Source organism: Pelagimonas varians, assembly GCF_003208435.1.
Lineage (GTDB): Bacteria > Pseudomonadota > Alphaproteobacteria > Rhodobacterales > Rhodobacteraceae > Pelagimonas > Pelagimonas varians.
Window position 1 is genome coordinate 308,705 of the sequence record NZ_QKMF01000001.1, and the last position, 17,508, is coordinate 326,212.

General features: G+C 55.3%; 16 protein-coding genes and 2 tRNA genes. 10 read left to right on the forward strand and 8 right to left on the reverse strand.

Going from position 1 to position 17,508, the window contains the following annotated elements; genetic code table 11:
* Window positions 1-10 precede the first annotated feature (10 nt).
* Window positions 11-988 (reverse strand): glycosyltransferase family 2 protein, encoded by a 978-nt coding sequence (locus C8N36_RS01520; RefSeq protein WP_097802719.1) that lies wholly within the window; start codon window positions 986-988, stop codon window positions 11-13.
* Entirely contained in the window at window positions 985-2,733 is a 1,749-nt protein-coding gene (locus C8N36_RS01525) for a glycosyltransferase family 2 protein (RefSeq protein ID WP_097802992.1), read from the reverse strand. The genes C8N36_RS01520 and C8N36_RS01525 overlap by 4 nt, the downstream gene beginning before the upstream one ends.
* Before the next feature lie 144 nt (window positions 2,734-2,877).
* On the opposite strand from C8N36_RS01525, the gene tgt reads away from it, so the two are divergent.
* From tgt to lon, 3 genes are all read left to right on the forward strand, one after another.
* Entirely contained in the window at window positions 2,878-4,005 is a 1,128-nt protein-coding gene (gene tgt / locus C8N36_RS01530) for a tRNA guanosine(34) transglycosylase Tgt (RefSeq protein WP_097802718.1), read from the forward strand.
* Between the two features lie 15 nt (window positions 4,006-4,020).
* Window positions 4,021-4,593 carry a hypothetical protein gene (locus C8N36_RS01535; RefSeq protein WP_097802717.1) on the forward strand — a complete coding sequence of 191 codons (573 nt, stop codon included), beginning with the start codon at window positions 4,021-4,023 and terminating at the stop codon, window positions 4,591-4,593.
* 213 nt (window positions 4,594-4,806) lie between these two features.
* Window positions 4,807-7,215 carry an endopeptidase La gene (lon, locus tag C8N36_RS01540; protein ID WP_097802991.1) on the forward strand — a complete coding sequence of 803 codons (2,409 nt, stop codon included), beginning with the start codon at window positions 4,807-4,809 and terminating at the stop codon, window positions 7,213-7,215.
* 117 nt (window positions 7,216-7,332) lie between these two features.
* On the opposite strand, the gene C8N36_RS01545 is transcribed toward lon, so the two are convergent.
* Window positions 7,333-7,533 (reverse strand): hypothetical protein, encoded by a 201-nt coding sequence (locus C8N36_RS01545; RefSeq protein WP_097802716.1) that lies wholly within the window; start codon window positions 7,531-7,533, stop codon window positions 7,333-7,335.
* A 177-nt stretch (window positions 7,534-7,710) separates the two neighbouring features.
* Here C8N36_RS01545 and C8N36_RS24425 point away from each other — a divergent pair, with 177 nt between their 5' ends.
* From C8N36_RS24425 to C8N36_RS01560, 3 genes are all read left to right on the forward strand, one after another.
* The gene (locus C8N36_RS24425) at window positions 7,711-8,139 is read left to right on the forward strand and encodes an HU family DNA-binding protein (protein ID WP_245910695.1); all 429 of its coding nucleotides are present in this window, start codon (window positions 7,711-7,713) and stop codon (window positions 8,137-8,139) included.
* A 12-nt stretch (window positions 8,140-8,151) separates the two neighbouring features.
* Window positions 8,152-8,227, forward strand: a tRNA-Val gene (locus C8N36_RS01555).
* A 311-nt stretch (window positions 8,228-8,538) separates the two neighbouring features.
* A tRNA-Val gene (locus tag C8N36_RS01560) sits at window positions 8,539-8,614 on the forward strand.
* A gap of 165 nt (window positions 8,615-8,779) precedes the next feature.
* On the opposite strand, the gene C8N36_RS01565 is transcribed toward C8N36_RS01560, so the two are convergent.
* The 5 genes from C8N36_RS01565 to C8N36_RS01585 all read right to left on the reverse strand — a co-directional run bounded on the left by C8N36_RS01565 (window position 8,780) and on the right by C8N36_RS01585 (window position 13,332).
* Window positions 8,780-9,964 carry a vWA domain-containing protein gene (locus C8N36_RS01565; protein ID WP_097802715.1) on the reverse strand — a complete coding sequence of 395 codons (1,185 nt, stop codon included), beginning with the start codon at window positions 9,962-9,964 and terminating at the stop codon, window positions 8,780-8,782.
* A 115-nt stretch (window positions 9,965-10,079) separates the two neighbouring features.
* Window positions 10,080-10,247: an apolipoprotein acyltransferase gene (locus C8N36_RS01570; RefSeq protein WP_097802714.1), complete on the reverse strand. Its 168-nt coding sequence runs from the start codon at window positions 10,245-10,247 to the stop codon at window positions 10,080-10,082.
* The gene (locus C8N36_RS01575) at window positions 10,244-11,572 is read right to left on the reverse strand and encodes a DUF2927 domain-containing protein (protein WP_245910696.1); all 1,329 of its coding nucleotides are present in this window, start codon (window positions 11,570-11,572) and stop codon (window positions 10,244-10,246) included. Before C8N36_RS01575 ends, C8N36_RS01570 begins: the two co-directional genes overlap by 4 nt.
* A gap of 53 nt (window positions 11,573-11,625) precedes the next feature.
* Entirely contained in the window at window positions 11,626-12,081 is a 456-nt protein-coding gene (locus tag C8N36_RS01580) for a GNAT family N-acetyltransferase (RefSeq protein WP_097802713.1), read from the reverse strand.
* Between the two features lie 411 nt (window positions 12,082-12,492).
* Window positions 12,493-13,332, reverse strand: coding sequence for an AAA family ATPase (locus C8N36_RS01585; protein ID WP_097802712.1), 840 nt, complete (start codon window positions 13,330-13,332; stop codon window positions 12,493-12,495).
* A 280-nt stretch (window positions 13,333-13,612) separates the two neighbouring features.
* Between C8N36_RS01585 and dksA the strand changes: the two genes are divergently transcribed.
* The 4 genes from dksA to C8N36_RS01605 all read left to right on the forward strand — a co-directional run bounded on the left by dksA (window position 13,613) and on the right by C8N36_RS01605 (window position 17,461).
* Complete coding sequence (dksA, locus tag C8N36_RS01590; protein WP_097802988.1) at window positions 13,613-14,035, forward strand: RNA polymerase-binding protein DksA; 423 nt, start codon at window positions 13,613-13,615, stop codon at window positions 14,033-14,035.
* Window positions 14,036-14,128: 93 nt separating this feature from the next.
* Window positions 14,129-15,304, forward strand: coding sequence for an FAD-dependent monooxygenase (locus tag C8N36_RS01595; protein ID WP_097802711.1), 1,176 nt, complete (start codon window positions 14,129-14,131; stop codon window positions 15,302-15,304).
* A 199-nt stretch (window positions 15,305-15,503) separates the two neighbouring features.
* Window positions 15,504-16,472 (forward strand): XdhC family protein, encoded by a 969-nt coding sequence (locus tag C8N36_RS01600; RefSeq protein WP_097802710.1) that lies wholly within the window; start codon window positions 15,504-15,506, stop codon window positions 16,470-16,472.
* Window positions 16,469-17,461: a molybdopterin-binding protein gene (locus C8N36_RS01605; RefSeq protein WP_097802709.1), complete on the forward strand. Its 993-nt coding sequence runs from the start codon at window positions 16,469-16,471 to the stop codon at window positions 17,459-17,461. The genes C8N36_RS01600 and C8N36_RS01605 overlap by 4 nt, the downstream gene beginning before the upstream one ends.
* The last annotated feature ends 47 nt before the right edge of the window (window positions 17,462-17,508 follow it).

The window sequence follows — 17,508 nt, forward strand, 5'->3', positions numbered from 1 at the left end:
ATTTGCCGGTTTAGAGGGTATTGATGCCTTGAAAGTGCTTTTCTTGCAGTTTGGGCAAGTTCAACTTGTGGCTCCGAAGCAATCCGTTGGCCTTTAGCCTTAAGCAAAGTTCGATATCGGCCACGCAAATCTCCTGAAAAAACGCTTTCAGCGCGAATTCACCCCCCTCAGATTCGATGGATTGGAACAGGTCATGCAAATTGGGTGCTCCATCCGTGCGCACCTGTGGTTTTAGCTCTGAGCGGTAAGACCCTTTTTCCAAGCGAAACCGGTAGGCTTGGAAAAAATGTTGCCAGCTGTCGGCGTGGAAATGACCCAATTCGATGTTGGGGCATTCGGTATGGCCGGGGTTTTGAACGCCATCCAGAACGACGTTGTGGATCTTGATTTGTAGACCCTTTTGACCCGTGCGAAAGAACAGTTTGCCTGCCACATGAGACAATAGTCCGCCTGGCAAAAACTGTCCCCAGGTTGGAAAACAGGCTTGTGCGGCTGCCTGCCGTTTTTTTTGGTCAAGATGGAACGCCTTGAAGGCGGTTTCGTCGGGGTCCACGGCATTGCCATGAGCCAGCGCTTCGACGGGGCGCATTCGGGCGCACGCGATGTCAGCGGGCAGGGACGCCAAGATCCCGCCAATGTCGCCGTCGGGCAGCATGAATTCATCGACATCAATATGCGCGAGCCAGTCAACTTCGACGCGGCGATTGTTGGCATGGCGGGCATTCAGGCTTTGACGCACCTGATGTTTTTCGGGGCGGCCTTTGCGCTTGTTCCAATAGGCGGCATCGGTGTGCATGGCCTTGATTTTGGGGTGTGAGCGCAGGGCGGCCAAGGTGTTTGGCGCGTCTTCATCCAAATAGAGATACAATCGGTGCGCGCCCAATTCCAAATGCCATGCCGCAAAGTTCAAAATTGCGGGTAAGGGGGCTTTGATCGTTGAAACGACGCCCCATTTTGCACGGGGATGTGGCTGGCTTTGGTGGTTCATGGCAGTCGTCCAAACACCCGCGTCACACTGGCATCGAAATCGAACCGGTGGTGCAGCAGCATTTTTCGATCCGCCAAGCGACGGCGCAATTCCGGGGTGTCGGCGCAAACCTCGTCAAAGAAGGCGCGCAGGCCTTCGTCACCCTCTTCCTCGCTTAGAAACCGCAGCAGTTCTGCCTGTCCCAGTTCCGGCCGGTCAGAGCGCGGGCGATAGCTGCCTTTGGTTTGGCGAAATTCAAGATGGTCGTAGAAGTGCTGCCAGCTGGACGCGTGGAAATGCGCTAAAAACAGCCCATCCGGTTTTTCACGGTTTGTGGCGTCTTCGCCAAGGTATTTCAGGGTGTGAATGCCCAAGCGGGTGTCGGGAATTCCGGTTCGCGCAAAAACCTTGCCGGAACTATGGGACAAGAACCCGCCATACAGGTGCATTCCAAAGGTGGGATAGACGTCTTGAAGTTCGGATTTCTTTACCGCCGCTTGTTTGTGGGTCAGCTTGAAATGCTCGGGCTCGCCGGTTTCAGGCGCAAGGCATTCTGCTGGCGGTATACGGGCCATGGCAATCGCAGGCCCAACCGCGGCCAGTTTGTGCGCCACGGGCTGCGATGTCAAAATGAACTCATCGACGTCGATATGCCCAAGCCAGTCCAAGCTGTCCGCCTGCGTACGCAGGGTTTGAGTGGCGTTATAGGCTTGGCGCAGTTGATGCGCCTCCATGCGGGGTTTGCCGCTGACCTTCCAATAGGCATCGTCACATTGCGTGACATGGATTTTTGGATGCTGCGAAAGGAACGTGGCGGTTGGGGCGTCTGGCGCATCCAAATAGATATGGAGCGCCTCTGCCCCCAGCTCGAGATGATGCGCAGCAAAGCGGGCGATCTGCGGCAAGGGGGCTTTGATGGTGCTGACAAGGCCCCAGCGCAAACTGTCCGCGTTTTGGTGCAAGCGATCGACGGGCACCGGTGCAATGTTGGATTTGGAACGCGGTTTTGCCTTGGTGTCTAACTGCCTGAGTTTGCGTTGCCGCATGGTTTGCAGGCGTCGAAACAGCGTGCGGTCGTCATGGATCAGCAAATCCAGCAGGTGATGGGCAAGGGAGGCAATCACCGGATCGGATTCTGCCTCTTGCCACAGCCGCGCAATCAAATTGACATCCAGCCCGCCGTTGGTGATCGAATAGCTGTCCATTTCCAGAGGCAGTTTTGACTGCGCCTTGCTGTCAATCGTATAGGCGCGGTCCGGTGTCAGGCCGGAATACAATCGTTCGGATTCGTACAGTTTCATTGTGCCAAAGAGCGCGGTCAGCGCCAGCCCCGTGGCGCGCTGCGTGGTGCCAGTGCCGTGATCGCCAAAGGTCGTGACGGCCGACACCAGCCAGCGTTGGTCAAGCTCTGCGATCAATTGCGGACCATGTTCGGCCCAGAGCCGCACAAAAAGCGCCGGTGCGTGATCCGGCCAGTCGCGTTTTCGCAAATGGGCAATCAACATGCCGTTCAGATAGGCCAATTCGGACAGGCCTTGCAGCTCATGGCGCAATTGAAACCGCTTGCGGTGGAATGACGACAAGAAAGGCCGGTCTTCGCCGGAAATTCCAGTTGGGTCCGTGATGCTTTTTCCTGCAAGCGCCATTAGATCACAGTCCAGCAGCGGCAAGCCTTCGCCCGACGCATAGGAAAAACTGTCTCGGCGGCCTTCATATTGGGCCAGCAAGGCGTTGATTCCGCCTTTATATGTCGGTGATCTGCTCATGATTGTATCATGAGTCGGACGGGCGTTGGGGGCAAGGGGCAGGGTGCGCAGCACCGGCAGCTTTTGCAACCTGTGTCCCATGCAACGCGCATCTGATTGGATCTTGGGCTTGATGCGCGCGCGGTCATCGGGCAAAGGGGCGGGATGGCACAGACATCTTTTGAACTCAAAGCCCAAGACGGGCAGGCCCGCACCGGCGTGATCTCAACGCCGCGCGGCGACATCAGAACCCCGGCGTTTATGCCGGTTGGCACCGCAGCAACCGTCAAGGGCATGATGCCCGAAAGCGTGCGCGCCACCGGTGCGGATATTTTGCTGGGCAACACCTATCATTTGATGCTGCGCCCCGGTGCCGAGCGGATCGACCGCTTGGGGGGCTTGCACAAGTTTATGAATTGGGATCGCCCGATTTTGACGGACAGCGGTGGGTTTCAGGTCATGAGCCTGTCGGATCTGCGCAAGCTGACTGAAGAAGGCGTGACCTTTAAATCCCATTACGACGGGTCCAAGCACCACCTGACGCCGGAACGCTCGATGGAGGTTCAAAAGCTACTGGGCTCTGACATTGTGATGGCCTTTGATGAATGTCCGGCCCTGCCAGCAGACCGCGACCGGATTGCGCAAAGCATGCGGTTGTCGATGCGGTGGGCACAGCGGTCGCGGGATGCCTTTGGGGATCGCCCCGGCCATATGCTTTTCGGAATTATGCAAGGCGGCCTTGAAAGCGATCTACGAGAAGAGAGCGCTAAGGCGCTGACAGATATCGGCTTTGACGGATATGCCGTTGGTGGTTTGGCCGTCGGAGAGGGCCAAGACGCAATGTTTGGCTGCCTTGACTATGCACCGGGCTTTTTGCCCGAAGACAAGCCGCGCTACTTGATGGGTGTTGGCAAGCCTGACGACATTGTTGGCGCGGTGAAGCGCGGCATTGATATGATGGATTGCGTGTTGCCGTCCCGCTCTGGCCGGACCGGTCAGGCATGGACGCGTCGCGGACAGATCAACATCAAGAATGCCCGCCACGCCGATGATCCGCGCCCGATTGATGAACACTGCACCTGTCCGGCCTGTAGCAGTTACAGCCGTGCCTATCTGCACCATGTTTTCCGGTCACACGAAATGATCAGCGGCATGCTTTTGACGTGGCACAATCTGCATTATTTCCAAGAAATCATGCAAGGGATGCGCGATGCGATTTCCGAAGGGCGATTTGATGCATGGGAGGCCGATTTTCATGCATTAAGGGCCGAAGGCGATATTGAGAAACTGTAATTTGGAGTGCGGGCAATGCGTTTTTTCCTAGTGACCTTGATGTTGGGCATGCCGGTGTCAGCCCTTGCAGATGGCTTTTGTGATGTCACCGATGTTTCCGAAGTTCACAGCCGTATTGCCGGAAAATGGCATCGCGAAGGTTCCATGTCTTTTGTCAACGCGACTACAGACATTGAGAGACCGTCTGATCCCTATATCACCGAGTTCTTTGAGACCGGGTTGGTTGCGAACAAGTTTTACGATGATCTGACCGGTGCCATGCAGTTGGCTGATCTTGTCGACACGCTCTATGACGTGGACAAAGTGGATGACATGCTTGACACGACTGGGCGCAGTGACTTCGCTGATGTTTTGTCTGACACTCTGTGTGGTCCAGATCAATTGCCGCAATTGGTGGTGAAAATTGAGATTCCTGTGGAAAACAGATCTCAATTGGCGGGAGCACCGGATATCGGGGTCTTCGGTACTGTTACATATGTCGCCTATTTTGATGACCGACTGCTTGAAATCTCGGAACTGACTGTAAAAACCGATGAAACCGTTGCGTTCCTAACGGAAACTGCACTTTTGACCCCTTACTCGGAATAACAAACCGTAAGGGTATTTTGCGCAATGCGCTGCAAAACCCCACTTGCGCCTTGGCGCAGCTAGGTACATTCTGCCTGCCAAAGGGGCGCTTTGGGGTGCGGCTGCGCTTGAACTTACGCAGATAAACCCCAAGTTAAGCTTCCGAGACCGGAGATGGACAAGGGTTGCCGCCAAGCGGGGCCAGCGCCGTCTTGCCAAGAACAGGAAACGAGCATGAAACAGCATTTAAATCCCTCTTATCCCGTGCTGCCGTTGCGCGACATCGTCGTGTTCCCGCATATGATTGTGCCGCTCTTTGTCGGACGCGAAAAATCAGTGCGCGCCCTCGAAGAGGTTATGAATGACGACAAGCAAATCTTGCTTGCCAGTCAGATCGATCCCGCCATCGATGATCCAAATACCGATGGTATCTACAAGGCCGGCGTGCTGGCCAATGTGTTGCAACTGCTGAAATTGCCCGATGGCACCGTCAAGGTGCTGGTCGAAGGCCAAACACGTGTGCGCATCACGGAATACCTTGAAAACGACAGCTTTTTTGAAGCCAGCTGTGACCATCTGACCGAAATGCCCGGCGATCCTGCTGCGCTTGAGGCCTTGGTTCACACTGTGTCCGAAGAGTTTGAGCGCTATGCCAAGGTCAAAAAGAATATTCCTGAAGAAGCGCTGTCTGCCGTTGGCGAAGCGACTGAACCTGCGCAATTGGCCGACCTTGTCGCCGGCCACTTGGGCATTGAAGTTCCGCAAAAACAGGAACTGCTGGAAACGCTGTCGATCTCTGAGCGTCTGGAAAAGGTCTATGGCCTGATGCAGGGCGAAATGTCTGTTTTGCAGGTCGAGAAAAAGATCAAAACCCGCGTTAAAACCCAGATGGAAAAGACGCAGCGCGAATACTATTTGAATGAGCAAATGAAAGCCATTCAGAAAGAGCTGGGCGACGGCGAGGATGGCAGCAACGAACTTGTTGAGCTTGAAGAGAAAATCGCGGGCACCAAGCTGAGCAAAGAGGCCAAGGAAAAGGCCGACGCAGAGCTGAAAAAGCTGAAAAACATGTCTCCCATGTCAGCTGAGGCGACCGTTGTGCGCAACTACCTTGACTGGATGTTGTCCATTCCTTGGGGCACCAAAAGCCGTGTCAAAAAGGACTTGAACAAAGCTCAGGAAGTCCTTGATCACGATCACTATTCTTTGGATAAAGTCAAAGAGCGGATCGTTGAGTATCTTGCGGTTCAAGCACGCTCGACCAAGCTCAAAGGTCCAATCATGTGCCTTGTTGGCCCTCCCGGTGTCGGGAAAACGTCGCTTGGAAAATCGATGGCCAAGGCAACGGGCCGTGAGTTCATTCGCATCAGCCTTGGCGGCGTGCGGGACGAATCCGAAATCCGTGGCCACCGTCGGACCTATATCGGATCTATGCCCGGTAAGATTATCCAAGCGTTGAAGAAAGCGAAAACCACCAATCCGCTTATCTTGCTCGATGAAATCGACAAGATGGGTCAAGATTTCCGTGGTGATCCCGCTTCTGCGATGCTTGAGGTGCTTGATCCGGAACAAAACGCCACTTTCGTCGATCACTACATGGAAGTTGAATACGATCTGTCCAACGTGATGTTTGTCACCACGTCGAACAGCTACAACATGCCAGGGCCTTTGCTGGACCGGATGGAAATCATTCCGCTGGCTGGCTACACCGAAGACGAAAAGCTGGAGATCGCCAAGCGTCACCTTCTTGACAAGCAGGTGAAGAACCACGGCTTGAAAAAGGGTGAGTTCGAGGTGTCCGACGGCGCATTGACAGATATGGTGCGGTACTACACCCGCGAAGCTGGCGTGCGGAATCTTGAGCGTGAGATCGCAAAACTGACCCGTAAAGCCGTGACTAAAATCGTGCGTAAGCAAGAGAAGAAAGTCTCGGTAACTTCTGATAACATTGACGATTTTCTTGGTGTGAAGAAGTATCGCTATGGTCTTGCCGAAGACGAAAACCAAGTCGGTGTTGTCACTGGCTTGGCTTACACGTCGGTTGGCGGGGATCTACTGCACATTGAGGCGCTTAAGCTGCCGGGCAAAGGCCGGATGAAAACCACCGGTAAGCTTGGCGATGTGATGAAGGAATCCATCGAAGCGGCAGCCAGCTATGTGCGCTCGATCTCGCCTCAGATCGGTGTAAAACCACCGCGTTTTGACAAGATCGATATTCACGTGCATGTGCCCGACGGTGCAACGCCTAAGGATGGTCCATCGGCCGGTTTGGCGATGGTCACGTCGATTGTCTCGGTGCTGACGGGTATTCCCGTGCGCCGCGACATTGCGATGACCGGCGAAGTGTCCTTGCGCGGGAATGCGATGCCAATTGGTGGGCTTAAGGAAAAACTGCTGGCGGCTTTGCGCGGTGGCATCACCACTGTTTTCATTCCTCAAGAGAATGAAAAAGATCTGGTGGAGCTGCCTGACAATGTCAAAAACGGGTTGAAGATCATCCCGGTCCGGCATGTTTCCGAAGTGCTGGCGCAAGCCCTGACCGGCAAGCCCGATCCAATTGAATGGGACGAAGAAGCTGAAGAAGCGGCAGCTGCGGCAGCCTTGAAATCAGCTGGCACGGCAGCAGGCGCAGTCGCACACTAACACCTGTTCAATGCTAAGAAAGAAACCCCGCGAACTTGCTTCGCGGGGTTTTGCGTTTGCGACTGGAAAACAGGGTTTTGAGCAGCCAAAACCTGCGTTCCGGTCTACCGGCTTTCTTTAGTGAGCGAGTGCCGCCCCAAAGACGGCAACCATCGACAATACCAAGACGATGTCCGCCGTGGGCGCGCTGCTTTGTGCGGCCTCTTGGCTAATTACGGCTGGTGGGATTTGCGGTTCAACGACGGGATCGTTCAGCGCCCCCGCGCTGGCGGATGTAGCCCAAACAAAAACGGAAAGGCAGGCAGCTAGCTTCTTCATCAAATGTCTCCAAATCTGCGAAAGTCCATCGAAAATGACGGTGGCAATGTGGGTGAGTCAAGCAATCGTTAGGGTTTTTGCTGCATTTTAGGTAATTTGAAGTGGGTCAAGACACCTCCTTCAGGCAGAAACTTCATGCAGAATACGCGGACTTTCACAGGAACTGGGGCAAATACGATGGCCATCACGAGCACAGGGATGTCGCAGCACGACGATGCATCCGAAACAAAATCATTTGCGAGTAAACCGGCTGGGGGCGCTATAGGTGAGCAGGCAGCTGTTGATACGCTTTTACACGCACCCAGCGCGGATCTGCCTCTGTCACCCCACGAGGCTATGAAGAAAAAGGAGTTGATTGACCTTGCTGTGGAACGCAGCGGCCTCAAAAAGCGCGACGTAAAACCCGCGGTAGAAGCAGTACTTGCCGTTTTGGGGGAGGCACTGGCCGAAGGTCGGGATATCAACATGCGGCCAATGGGCAAAATCAAAGTGACCCGCATGAAAAAGGTGAGAAATGGTCAGGTCATAGGTGCCCGAATTCGCCAACCAGAAGAAGTCGATATTTCTAGTCGAAGGCCACTTGCGCAATCCGTCGAGGACCGTTAAACCGCCCCTCACGGGTGATTAGCTCAGTTGGTAGAGCGCTTCGTTTACACCGAAGATGTCGGGAGTTCGAGCCTCTCATCACCCACCATTTTCTCGAAATCATAGTCTTACCTTCCCATTGTGGGTCTCTGAATTTTGCCCCTCTGCAATTGCGAAAGCCTGACCGGTTAATCGGGACACCTGTGGGACAACGCAGAATTTTTTACGACTTGCCGAAAACCGTTTCAAAGTCACGCGTTTTGCGTGATCTGGCGAAAGAAGCAGGGAAGGGAAGTGGACGCTTTGAACCGTAGGATTTCGCAGGTGCTATTGCTGCTCATAAGGAAAATTAGAAAAGCCGGATGAATCGTAAAAAAGCCTCTTGCGCAGTTCTTCAGCTTTGGCTAAACCGCCTTTCACGGGTGATTAGCTCAGTTGGTAGAGCGCTTCGTTTACACCGAAGATGTCGGGAGTTCGAGCCTCTCATCACCCACCAATCCTTCCTAATTCTTAGTTCTACCAACGCCTTACGTGCGCTCATTGCGTCGCGCAGTTGGCCCTGACTAAATGTGTTTTGCCTCAGCGATTGCCAAATTGAAGGCAAACAAATGTGCGGATGGATAAAGGGGCGCTCGTGCTCGGACCCGACCGGTTTGGGGGGTTATCGGCCCAGCAATCGCATACCGCGATCAATGCCATCCAAAGTCATCGGCACCATGCGCTCTTCGAAAATTTCGCGGATCATGTGAATCGATTGGGTATATTGCCAATGCTTTTGTGGAACCGGATTGATCCATAAATGGTTGGCCCATTGGCCGCGCATGCGTTCTAGCCAGACCTGACCGGCTTCTTGGTTCCAATGTTCATTTGCGCCGCCTGGATAGGCTATTTCGTAAGGAGACATCGAGGCGTCGCCAACAAAAATGCATTTGTAATCCGCCCCGTAGGTGTTGAGCACCTCCCAAGTGGGAACCTGCGCATCCCAGCGGCGTCGATTGTCGCGCCACAGGCCTTCGTAGACACAGTTGTGGAAGTAGAAGTGTTCGAGATGCTTGAACTCTACGCGCGCTGCGGAGAACAGTTCTTCGACGATTTTGACGTAGGGATCCATTGACCCACCCGCATCAAGAAACAGCAGTACTTTGACAGCGTTGCGCCGCTCGGCGCGGGTTTGGACATCCAGATACCCGTGTTCGGCTGTGGCGCGGATGGTACCGTCCAGATCCAGCTCTTCTTCGGCCCCGTCGCGCACCCAATTGCGCAGGCGTTTCAGCGCGACCTTGATGTTGCGTGTACCCAGCTCGACACTGTCGTCCAGGTTTTTGAATTCTCGCTTGTCCCAGACTTTGACCGCGCGCTGATGGCGCGATTTATCCTGACCGATCCGCACCCCTTCGGGATTGTACCCATAGGCCCCAAAGGGCGATGTGCCAGCAGTGCCGATCCATTTGTTGCCGCCTTGATGCCGGCCTTCTTGTTCTTTGAGGCGCTCTTTGAGCGTTTCCATCAGTTTGTCGAACCCGCCCAAGGCTTCGATCTCGGCCTTTTCCTCGGCGCTGAGATGTTTTTCCGCCATTTTGGCCAGCCAATCGGCGGGCAGGTCCACAGCGTCCAGAACTTGTTCAGGCGTGATGCTTTCAAGACCTTTGAAGCTGGCGGAAAAGGCGCGGTCAAAGCGGTCCAGATGGCGTTCATCCTTGACCATGATCGAGCGGCCCAGAAAATAGAAGGCCTCGATGTCATAGGTTGCCAGACCGGCGCGCATCCCCTCAAGAAAGGCGAGGTATTCGCGCAAGGAGACCGGCACACCGGCGTTTCGAAGATTTTCAAAAAAGGGCACAAACATGCGGTCTGTGTACGCAGGCAGCACCGTGGGTGCAACGGTCCATGCGCATCACGGCGCCGTGCCGTTGCGACAAATTGCGGGTGCCGTGCGAAGGGGAAAATCGCAAATCAGCTGATTAGGAAAGAAGTTTTTCCAAAACAATTGTGACGATCAGACCGGCCAGTGAAAAGGCGATGGCATAGCCGGTGGCATATTGCGCAATATCAGCCTTGTTGCCTTTGCGGCGTGCGGCCGTAAAGCCGCCGATCAAGGCCCCGATCAATGCACTTGCGATGACAATCATAATCCGCCTCTGCTACGTCTGACTGGATTGAGCGATGCGATTTCGCGCAGTTTTGCACGTACGGCCCAATCCGAGCCGAACCCGTATCGCGCCCAGCCAAGCGAGTCCAGTCGGACTTGGCGGCCTTCAGTGACGCGGCCTGACATTTCCATCGCTTCGGCGCGCAGCATCATCAGCGTTGCCAAAAGGGCGGCGTTTTCGTGGCGCATGGCGGTATCGAGATGCGGGGTCAGCAAATAAAGCGCATCTTCACTGCGGCCAGAACTGATGGCGTAGGCTGACAGTTGCGATGACACATAAGCGCGGTGCAAAGCCGTGTCGGGACCGGCACCAAAGTAACGCTGGGACAAGACAAAGTGATCTTGAGCGGCATCGGGATCGACGGCTTGCAGCAGGCGGCCCATGGCGTAATGCGAAAACGCTAGGCGGTGATCGGTCCAGCCCATTGCCTTGGCAACCTGAAGCGCTTCAGCAGCGGCAGAGCGGCGTTGCGCCGGGTCGGCTCCGGGGCCCAGTGCGGTTTGCACGGCATCAATCCAGACACGCGGGGTTTTGTTGAGCCGGCGTGCTGGTTTGCCCTGACCGCGCGGATTGAGGCGGGCGAAAATAGAAGGGAGTTTGTCGGCAACCTGCGTGCGGCTCATGCCATTGCGCAGGGCGGGGTCGTAATAGGCGCGCAAGATTGTCATGTCGTAGCCGGTCAAAACCGTATGCACATTGTCGTCATTGAAGACACTGTCAGGCAATCGGTACAAATCGTTTAAAGGGCCAAGCGCCTGAGCCAGTTCTTCGTGCAAACAATCGCGTACTTCTTGGGCGCTGGTGTCATTGGGAATAAAGATCGCCAGAGTTTCGCGTTTGGTGAGCTGCGACCAGCTGACTTTCCGGGTGCGCCGGTTGGTTTTGTATTCTGCCAGCGTTCTGACATTTGGAACCACAAAACAGGCGGCCGATGGCAAATGTTTGCGAATATCTGCGCGGCTAACGGCTTGGACCGTGATATTCGCATCGATGGAATTGGTCAGCGAGATGTTGATCCCTGCCTCTTTGCGCAATCGGTAGAGAAGGCGGGTCAGATCAGGAGCCAGCGAAGGCGGCGGCGATCCAGAAACTGTGACGGTGATCGGACCTTCGAACCTTGTAAGGGTCGACAAACTGCGGCCGGATTCCAAAGTAAAAGATAGATCCAGGAAATCGCGTGCCATGTCCGAATTCGAGGCAACTGGCGCTGACGGGCGCGGCACAGAAAACACCTTCATCGGGGGCAATCCGGACACAACCGATGTCGCAGAGCGAGTCGGGATGTCCGGTTGCGATACCGGCATGCAAGCACCAAGCAGCAAATACAGGGGGAGGATAAAACGTCTGGCTTTGAGCATCATGGCCTCTGGTATTTGAGGAATGGTGTGACAACGCCGATCCGGTCATAGAGCTGACGGGCGGTATCATTGAATTCCTGAGTTAACCAGTAAACAGACGGCGCGCCGTGTGCGTCTGCGGCTTTGTAAACGGCTTCGATCAATGCCCGGCCTACGCCTTTGCCGCGCACATCGGGAGAGGCGTATAGATCTTGCAAATAGCAGACCTCTTCGACTTTCCAGGCGTGGCGGTGAAAGAGGTAGTGAACAAGCCCGACAACGCGACCGTCAACTTCGGCGACCATAGCATTGAAATCACGCGGGTCGTCGCCCAAAAGGCGTGCAAATGTCGAGGTGTAGATCGCGTCAGGCAAAGAGGTCTCGTAGAAAGACAGATAGTCTTTCCAAAGTTCTTTCCACACGTGACCGTCCCCGGCACGCAAAGCGCGCACCATCATAGTCTCATCTTGGGACATGTATTAAAGCCTGCCTGCTCGTTGTTTTTAACTCAGATGTACAAGACATCCGGTGTTTTTCTGTCCTCTGTAGGGAGAGTATAGGGCAAAACTTTGATTTGTGCACAGGCCTCTGCAACCTTATGGAAAAATAATATTCCGTTTACGATAAGGCGGAGGAGTGTGTTTGTTTACAAAAGGTTAACCTGTGCATGAGGGCAACAATCAGGTTGATTAAATGTGCAAAATCAACTGGTAAAGGTGGCTGTATTGAGGCTTTTGGGCGGTGAATGGTGCGCAATGGCAGCGCATGAGGCTAGAATATGGTTAAAATTTGTTAGGCTTTGTTAATGTCTGGCCACATGCGCTGGTCTCATTGTCGTAGACGATTTTTCGACGAAAAATCGCGCCCGCCGGTAGAGGGCAGATGTGTTAACGGTCGCGCCGCGCCATAAAGGCCAAACGTTCAAACAAATGGACATCCTGTTCGTTCTTCAGCAGGGCACCATGCAACCGCGGCAGGGCGTTTGCAGCATCGCGCTTTAGGTCTTCGGCATCTAGGTCTTCGGCCAGCAGCAGTTTGAGCCAGTCCAGAACCTCAGAGGTTGAGGGCTTTTTCTTCAGGCCAGGCTGCTCGCGCACTTCATAGAACTGTGTCAGTGCCGTGGTCAGCAAGGCTTCTTTGACACCGGGGTGATGCACTTCGACAATCTTGCGCAGAGTGTCTTGGTCGGGAAACTTGATGTAGTGAAAAAAGCATCGGCGCAAAAATGCGTCCGGCAACTCTTTTTCATTGTTCGACGTAATAATAACGATGGGCCGGTTCACGGCTTTTATCGTTTCGCCCGTTTCGTAGACGTGAAATTCCATTTTATCGAGTTCTTGAAGTAGATCGTTCGGGAATTCAATGTCTGCCTTGTCGACTTCGTCGATCAGCAAAACCACCTTTTGATCCGCTTCAAAGGCCTGCCACAGTTTGCCTTTGCGGATGTAGTTTTTTACGTCATTGACACGCTCGTCGCCCAGCTGGCTGTCGCGCAGGCGCGATACCGCATCATATTCATACAGCCCTTGCTGCGCTTTGGTGGTGGATTTGACGTTCCATTCGATCATCGGCGCGCCAAGTGCGTCAGCCACCTGCCGTGCCAGCTCGGTTTTACCAGTGCCGGGCTCGCCCTTAACCAAAAGCGGGCGTTCCAAGGTGACGGCCGCATTTACAGCCATGGTCAGATCGTCAGTAGCGACATATGTGTCGGTGCCTTGGAAACGCATCAATTTCTCCTAAATATTGCACATTGAGGCCTACCCAGACCAAGCTGGCTTGGCAAGGCACGCCGTTTCGTCATTTTTCCGGAGTGGTGGTTCGCCACCTTGGAAGTCGCTTGTTTTCGATGGGTTAGGGGAGGCTGTTGGACAGGATGTTTTCGACGTCAGGTCGGCCGTTTTCGCTAGTGACATCCTCTCTGCCATACGTTAAATGCAGCGCCGAGGGCTGCCACTATCTGGAGAGAAATTGAACATGATGGATACTGGTGGAGACAGCGGGGGCACCATGAAACCTGAAAATTTCCTGCCTGACGATTATCGTCCGGTTGACAGCGAGCCATTCATGAATGAGCGGCAAACTGAGTATTTCCGTCGCAAGCTGCAAGATTGGAGAACCGATCTTTTGGCAGATAGCCGCGACACAATCGAAACCTTGCAAGAAGGCACGCGTAACATCCCGGATGTGAACGACCGCGCGAGTGAGGAAACCGATCGTGCGCTGGAATTGCGCACGCGCGACCGTCAGCGCAAATTGGTCAACAAGATCGATGCCGCGCTGCGCCGGATCGACGAAGGTGAGTATGGCTATTGCGAAAAAACCGGCGAGCCGATCAGCCTGAAACGGCTGGACGCGCGTCCGATTGCAACCATGACGCTTGAAGCACAAGAACGCCACGAGCGGCGCGAAAAAGTCCACCGCGACGACTGATGCGCCGCCTGCGCTGCGTTTTTCGATGCGCCGGTATGAGATTTAAACGCCGGGGCTGTTTGCTCCGGCGTTTTGCTTTTTGAGGGGATGACTATGTCTGTGGACGGTCTGGGCGTTACAATCATTGGCGGCGGTATTGGGGGCCTGACAACGGCCTTGGCGTTGCGCAGCAAGGGCGCAAATGTGCGCGTCTTGGAACAAGCTGACGCGATCCGCGAAGTCGGGGCTGGCATTCAGGTCAGCCCAAACGGTTTGCGGGTGTTCGAAGCCTTGGGGCTGGACGAGGCCTTTGCCAAGATTTCGGTGGCGGGGCAGGCTGTGTCGTTGCGCGACTACAAACGCGGGTCCGAAGTGATGCGCCTGGATCTGACCAAACTGCCCAAGGCGCAAATCTATCGCTTTGTGCACCGTGCTGATTTGATCGATCTTTTGGCAACCGCCGCGCGTAAGACTGGAGTGCAAATCAGGCTGCTGCAACAGGCCTCGAGCGTGCGCCCGGGCGCAAAGCCGCGGGTTGAATTTGGCAATGGCGATCATCTGGATGATGATCTTGTCATCGGAGCGGATGGCCTGCATTCCGTTCTGCGGCCGGTTTTGAATGGTGTTGCGGCCCCGTTTTTCACAGGTCAGGTTGCTTGGCGAGCCGTTGTGCCAAATCTGGTGGGCCACCCTCCCGAAGCGCGGGTGCATATGGGACCGGGCCGGCATTTGGTCAGTTACCCTTTACGCGGGGGTCAGGCTGTTAATCTGGTTGCAGTCGAGGAACGCAAAGCTTGGCAAGCCGAAGGTTGGAGCCATATCGATGATGCATCCAACCTACGCGCGGCCTTTGCTGGTTTTGGCGGTATGGTGCCTGAAATGTTGCATGCAGCAGATGCCCCCGGAATTTGGGGATTATTTCGGCATTCCGTGGCCCGCAACTGGACCGGCGAAAACGTGGCATTGCTGGGGGACGCGGCCCATCCTACATTGCCTTTTATGGCGCAGGGCGCGGTCATGGCTATCGAAGACGCCTGGGTTTTGGCTGATTGTCTGGCGCGCCACGACCATGTGGCTGAGGGGCTGGCAAGCTACCAGAAGCGCAGACGGGCACGGGTTGCAAAAGTGGTCGAGGCCGCCAACGGCAACGCTTGGAAATACCACCTGAGCAATCCATTGCTGCGCGGCGCAGCGCATTTGGGACTTGGGGTTATGGGACGTATGGCCCCGGATCGGATGCTGGGCCAGTTTGACTGGATCTATAAACATGATGTCACCGCCGAGACCTAAATCGCGGCAGTAACCACGCGGCCGCGCAGGGCCTGCGCGCCAACCCGATTCAGCCCCCAACCTGACCTTCCCCCGAACCCGGGGGAAGGAACCTTGCCTTGCTCGACCCCGACCCCAATTTGTTTTATGAATTTCAGACTTTAGGATGGGGCGACTTTGGTCTGCTCCGTGTTAAAATAAACGGCAGGAGGAGTCTTTCATGGATCGGTTCGACGAAATTCCCGAGCAGGCTTTGGCTTGGCACCGGGCAGGTGAAGGCGCAGTTCTGGCCAGTGTGATTGAAACCTGGGGATCGGCTCCGCGCCGTGTCGGGGCTCAGCTGGCGATTTCCGGGGGCGGCCAGATCGAAGGATCTGTCTCTGGCGGCTGTGTTGAAGGGGCGGTGATCGTCGAAGCATTGGAAGCGCTGGAAGAAGGCGGCGCGCGGGAATTGGAATTCGGCGTGTCCGATGGCGATGCCTTTGCCGTCGGGTTGGCCTGCGGCGGCACGATCCGCATCTTGTTGGAACCGATAGGAGCAGTCCTGCCCGAAGAGATGCTGGCGGAACTGGTCGCGGCGCGGGCGCAGCGAAAGCCGGCCGCCTACGTCGTTGATCTTGACAGTGGTGCCCGCCGTATTGATCACGCGGGTCATCAAGACAGGTTTCGTATGGATCGCTCTGGTTTTGAACCCGAAAGCCGGGAATTTGTTGCCATTCACAACCCGCCGCTGCGGTTGATTGTGGTGGGGGCTGTTCACATCACCCAAGCTTTGTTGCCGATGGCACGGATCGCCGGATACGATCCTGTTATCATTGATCCGCGTGAAACCTTTGGGTCTGGCGCGCGCTTCCCCGGCGAAACGATCTTGCATGACTGGCCTGATGAGGCGGTGACGCAATTGGGCCTTGATGGGCGCACGGCGCTGGTTTTGCTGACACATGATCCGAAACTGGACGATCCGGCACTGATGAAGGCGCTGCGATCGGGCTGTTTTTATATTGGAGCCTTGGGGTCCACGCGAACCCATGCAAAACGGGTGATGCGGTTGCAAGAGGCCGGGTTTTCCGAGGCAGAAATTGCTCGGATTCACGGACCGATCGGGCTTGACCTCGGGGCGTCCGGACCGGCTGAAATTGCGGTCTCGATCCTGTCGCAGATGGTTCAGGTACTAAGGAAGGGCGCATGAAATTTGGCCCTGTCGCAGTGTGCGATGCCGAAAGCACGATTTTGGCGCATTCCATTGCTTTGACCAACAAACGCCTGCGCAAGGGGCGAGTCATTTCAAATGAAGACATCGCGGCCATGCAGGTTGCGGGTTTGACCGAAGTTACTGTGGCACGTTTGGAAGCCGGAGATGTCGCCGAAGACGATGCGGCGCAGCAACTGGCTTTGGCGTTGGTTCCGGATGCAGGTCGTGCCGGTCTTAGGTTGGGCAAACCTGCGACGGGGCGCGTGAATATCTACGCAGAAGGTGTTGGTGTTGTTGAAGTTTTAGCAGACCGCATCAATGCGTTGAATGCCCTGCATCCAATGATTACGGTGGCAACAGTGCCGAAATGGCAACGTGTGGCGCAGCGCAATATGGTCGCGACCGTCAAGATTATTTCCTATGCTGTGCCTCAGGCTGCGCTTGACGCTGCCTGTCTTGCCGGTCAATCGGCTCTGCGTTTGCGGCCGGTGTCTTGCCGGTCGGCCCAGTTGATCCAGACATCGGTCGACGGTGCGGACACTGGCCAGAAAGGACAGGCTGTCACCCAAGACCGGTTGGAACGAATGAATGTTCAACTTGGTCCGATGCAAGTTGTCCGGCATAATATTGCATCGGTGTCCCAAGCCCTGACCGCCAGTGACGCCGATATTCTGCTGATCTTGACGGGTTCCGCAACCTCAGACGCTTTGGACGTCGGACCGCAGGCGCTGCGGGACGCCGGCGGAGAGGTCACGCATTTCGGTATGCCTGTAGATCCGGGCAACTTGTTGTTCTTTGGGCACTTAAAGGGCAGGCCGGTGATTGGGCTGCCGGGCTGTGCACGCTCTCCTGCTTTGAATGGTGCGGATTGGGTTTTGGAGAGATTGCTGTGCGGCGTTCCGGTGACGTCTTTGGACATTGCAGGCATGGGGGTTGGCGGTTTGCTTAAGGAAATTCCACAGCGCGGACGCCTTCGAGAGGCCTAATGCAGCTTTGGCCAGCTGCGAATCCTTGAAACAAAAAAACCCGCCGG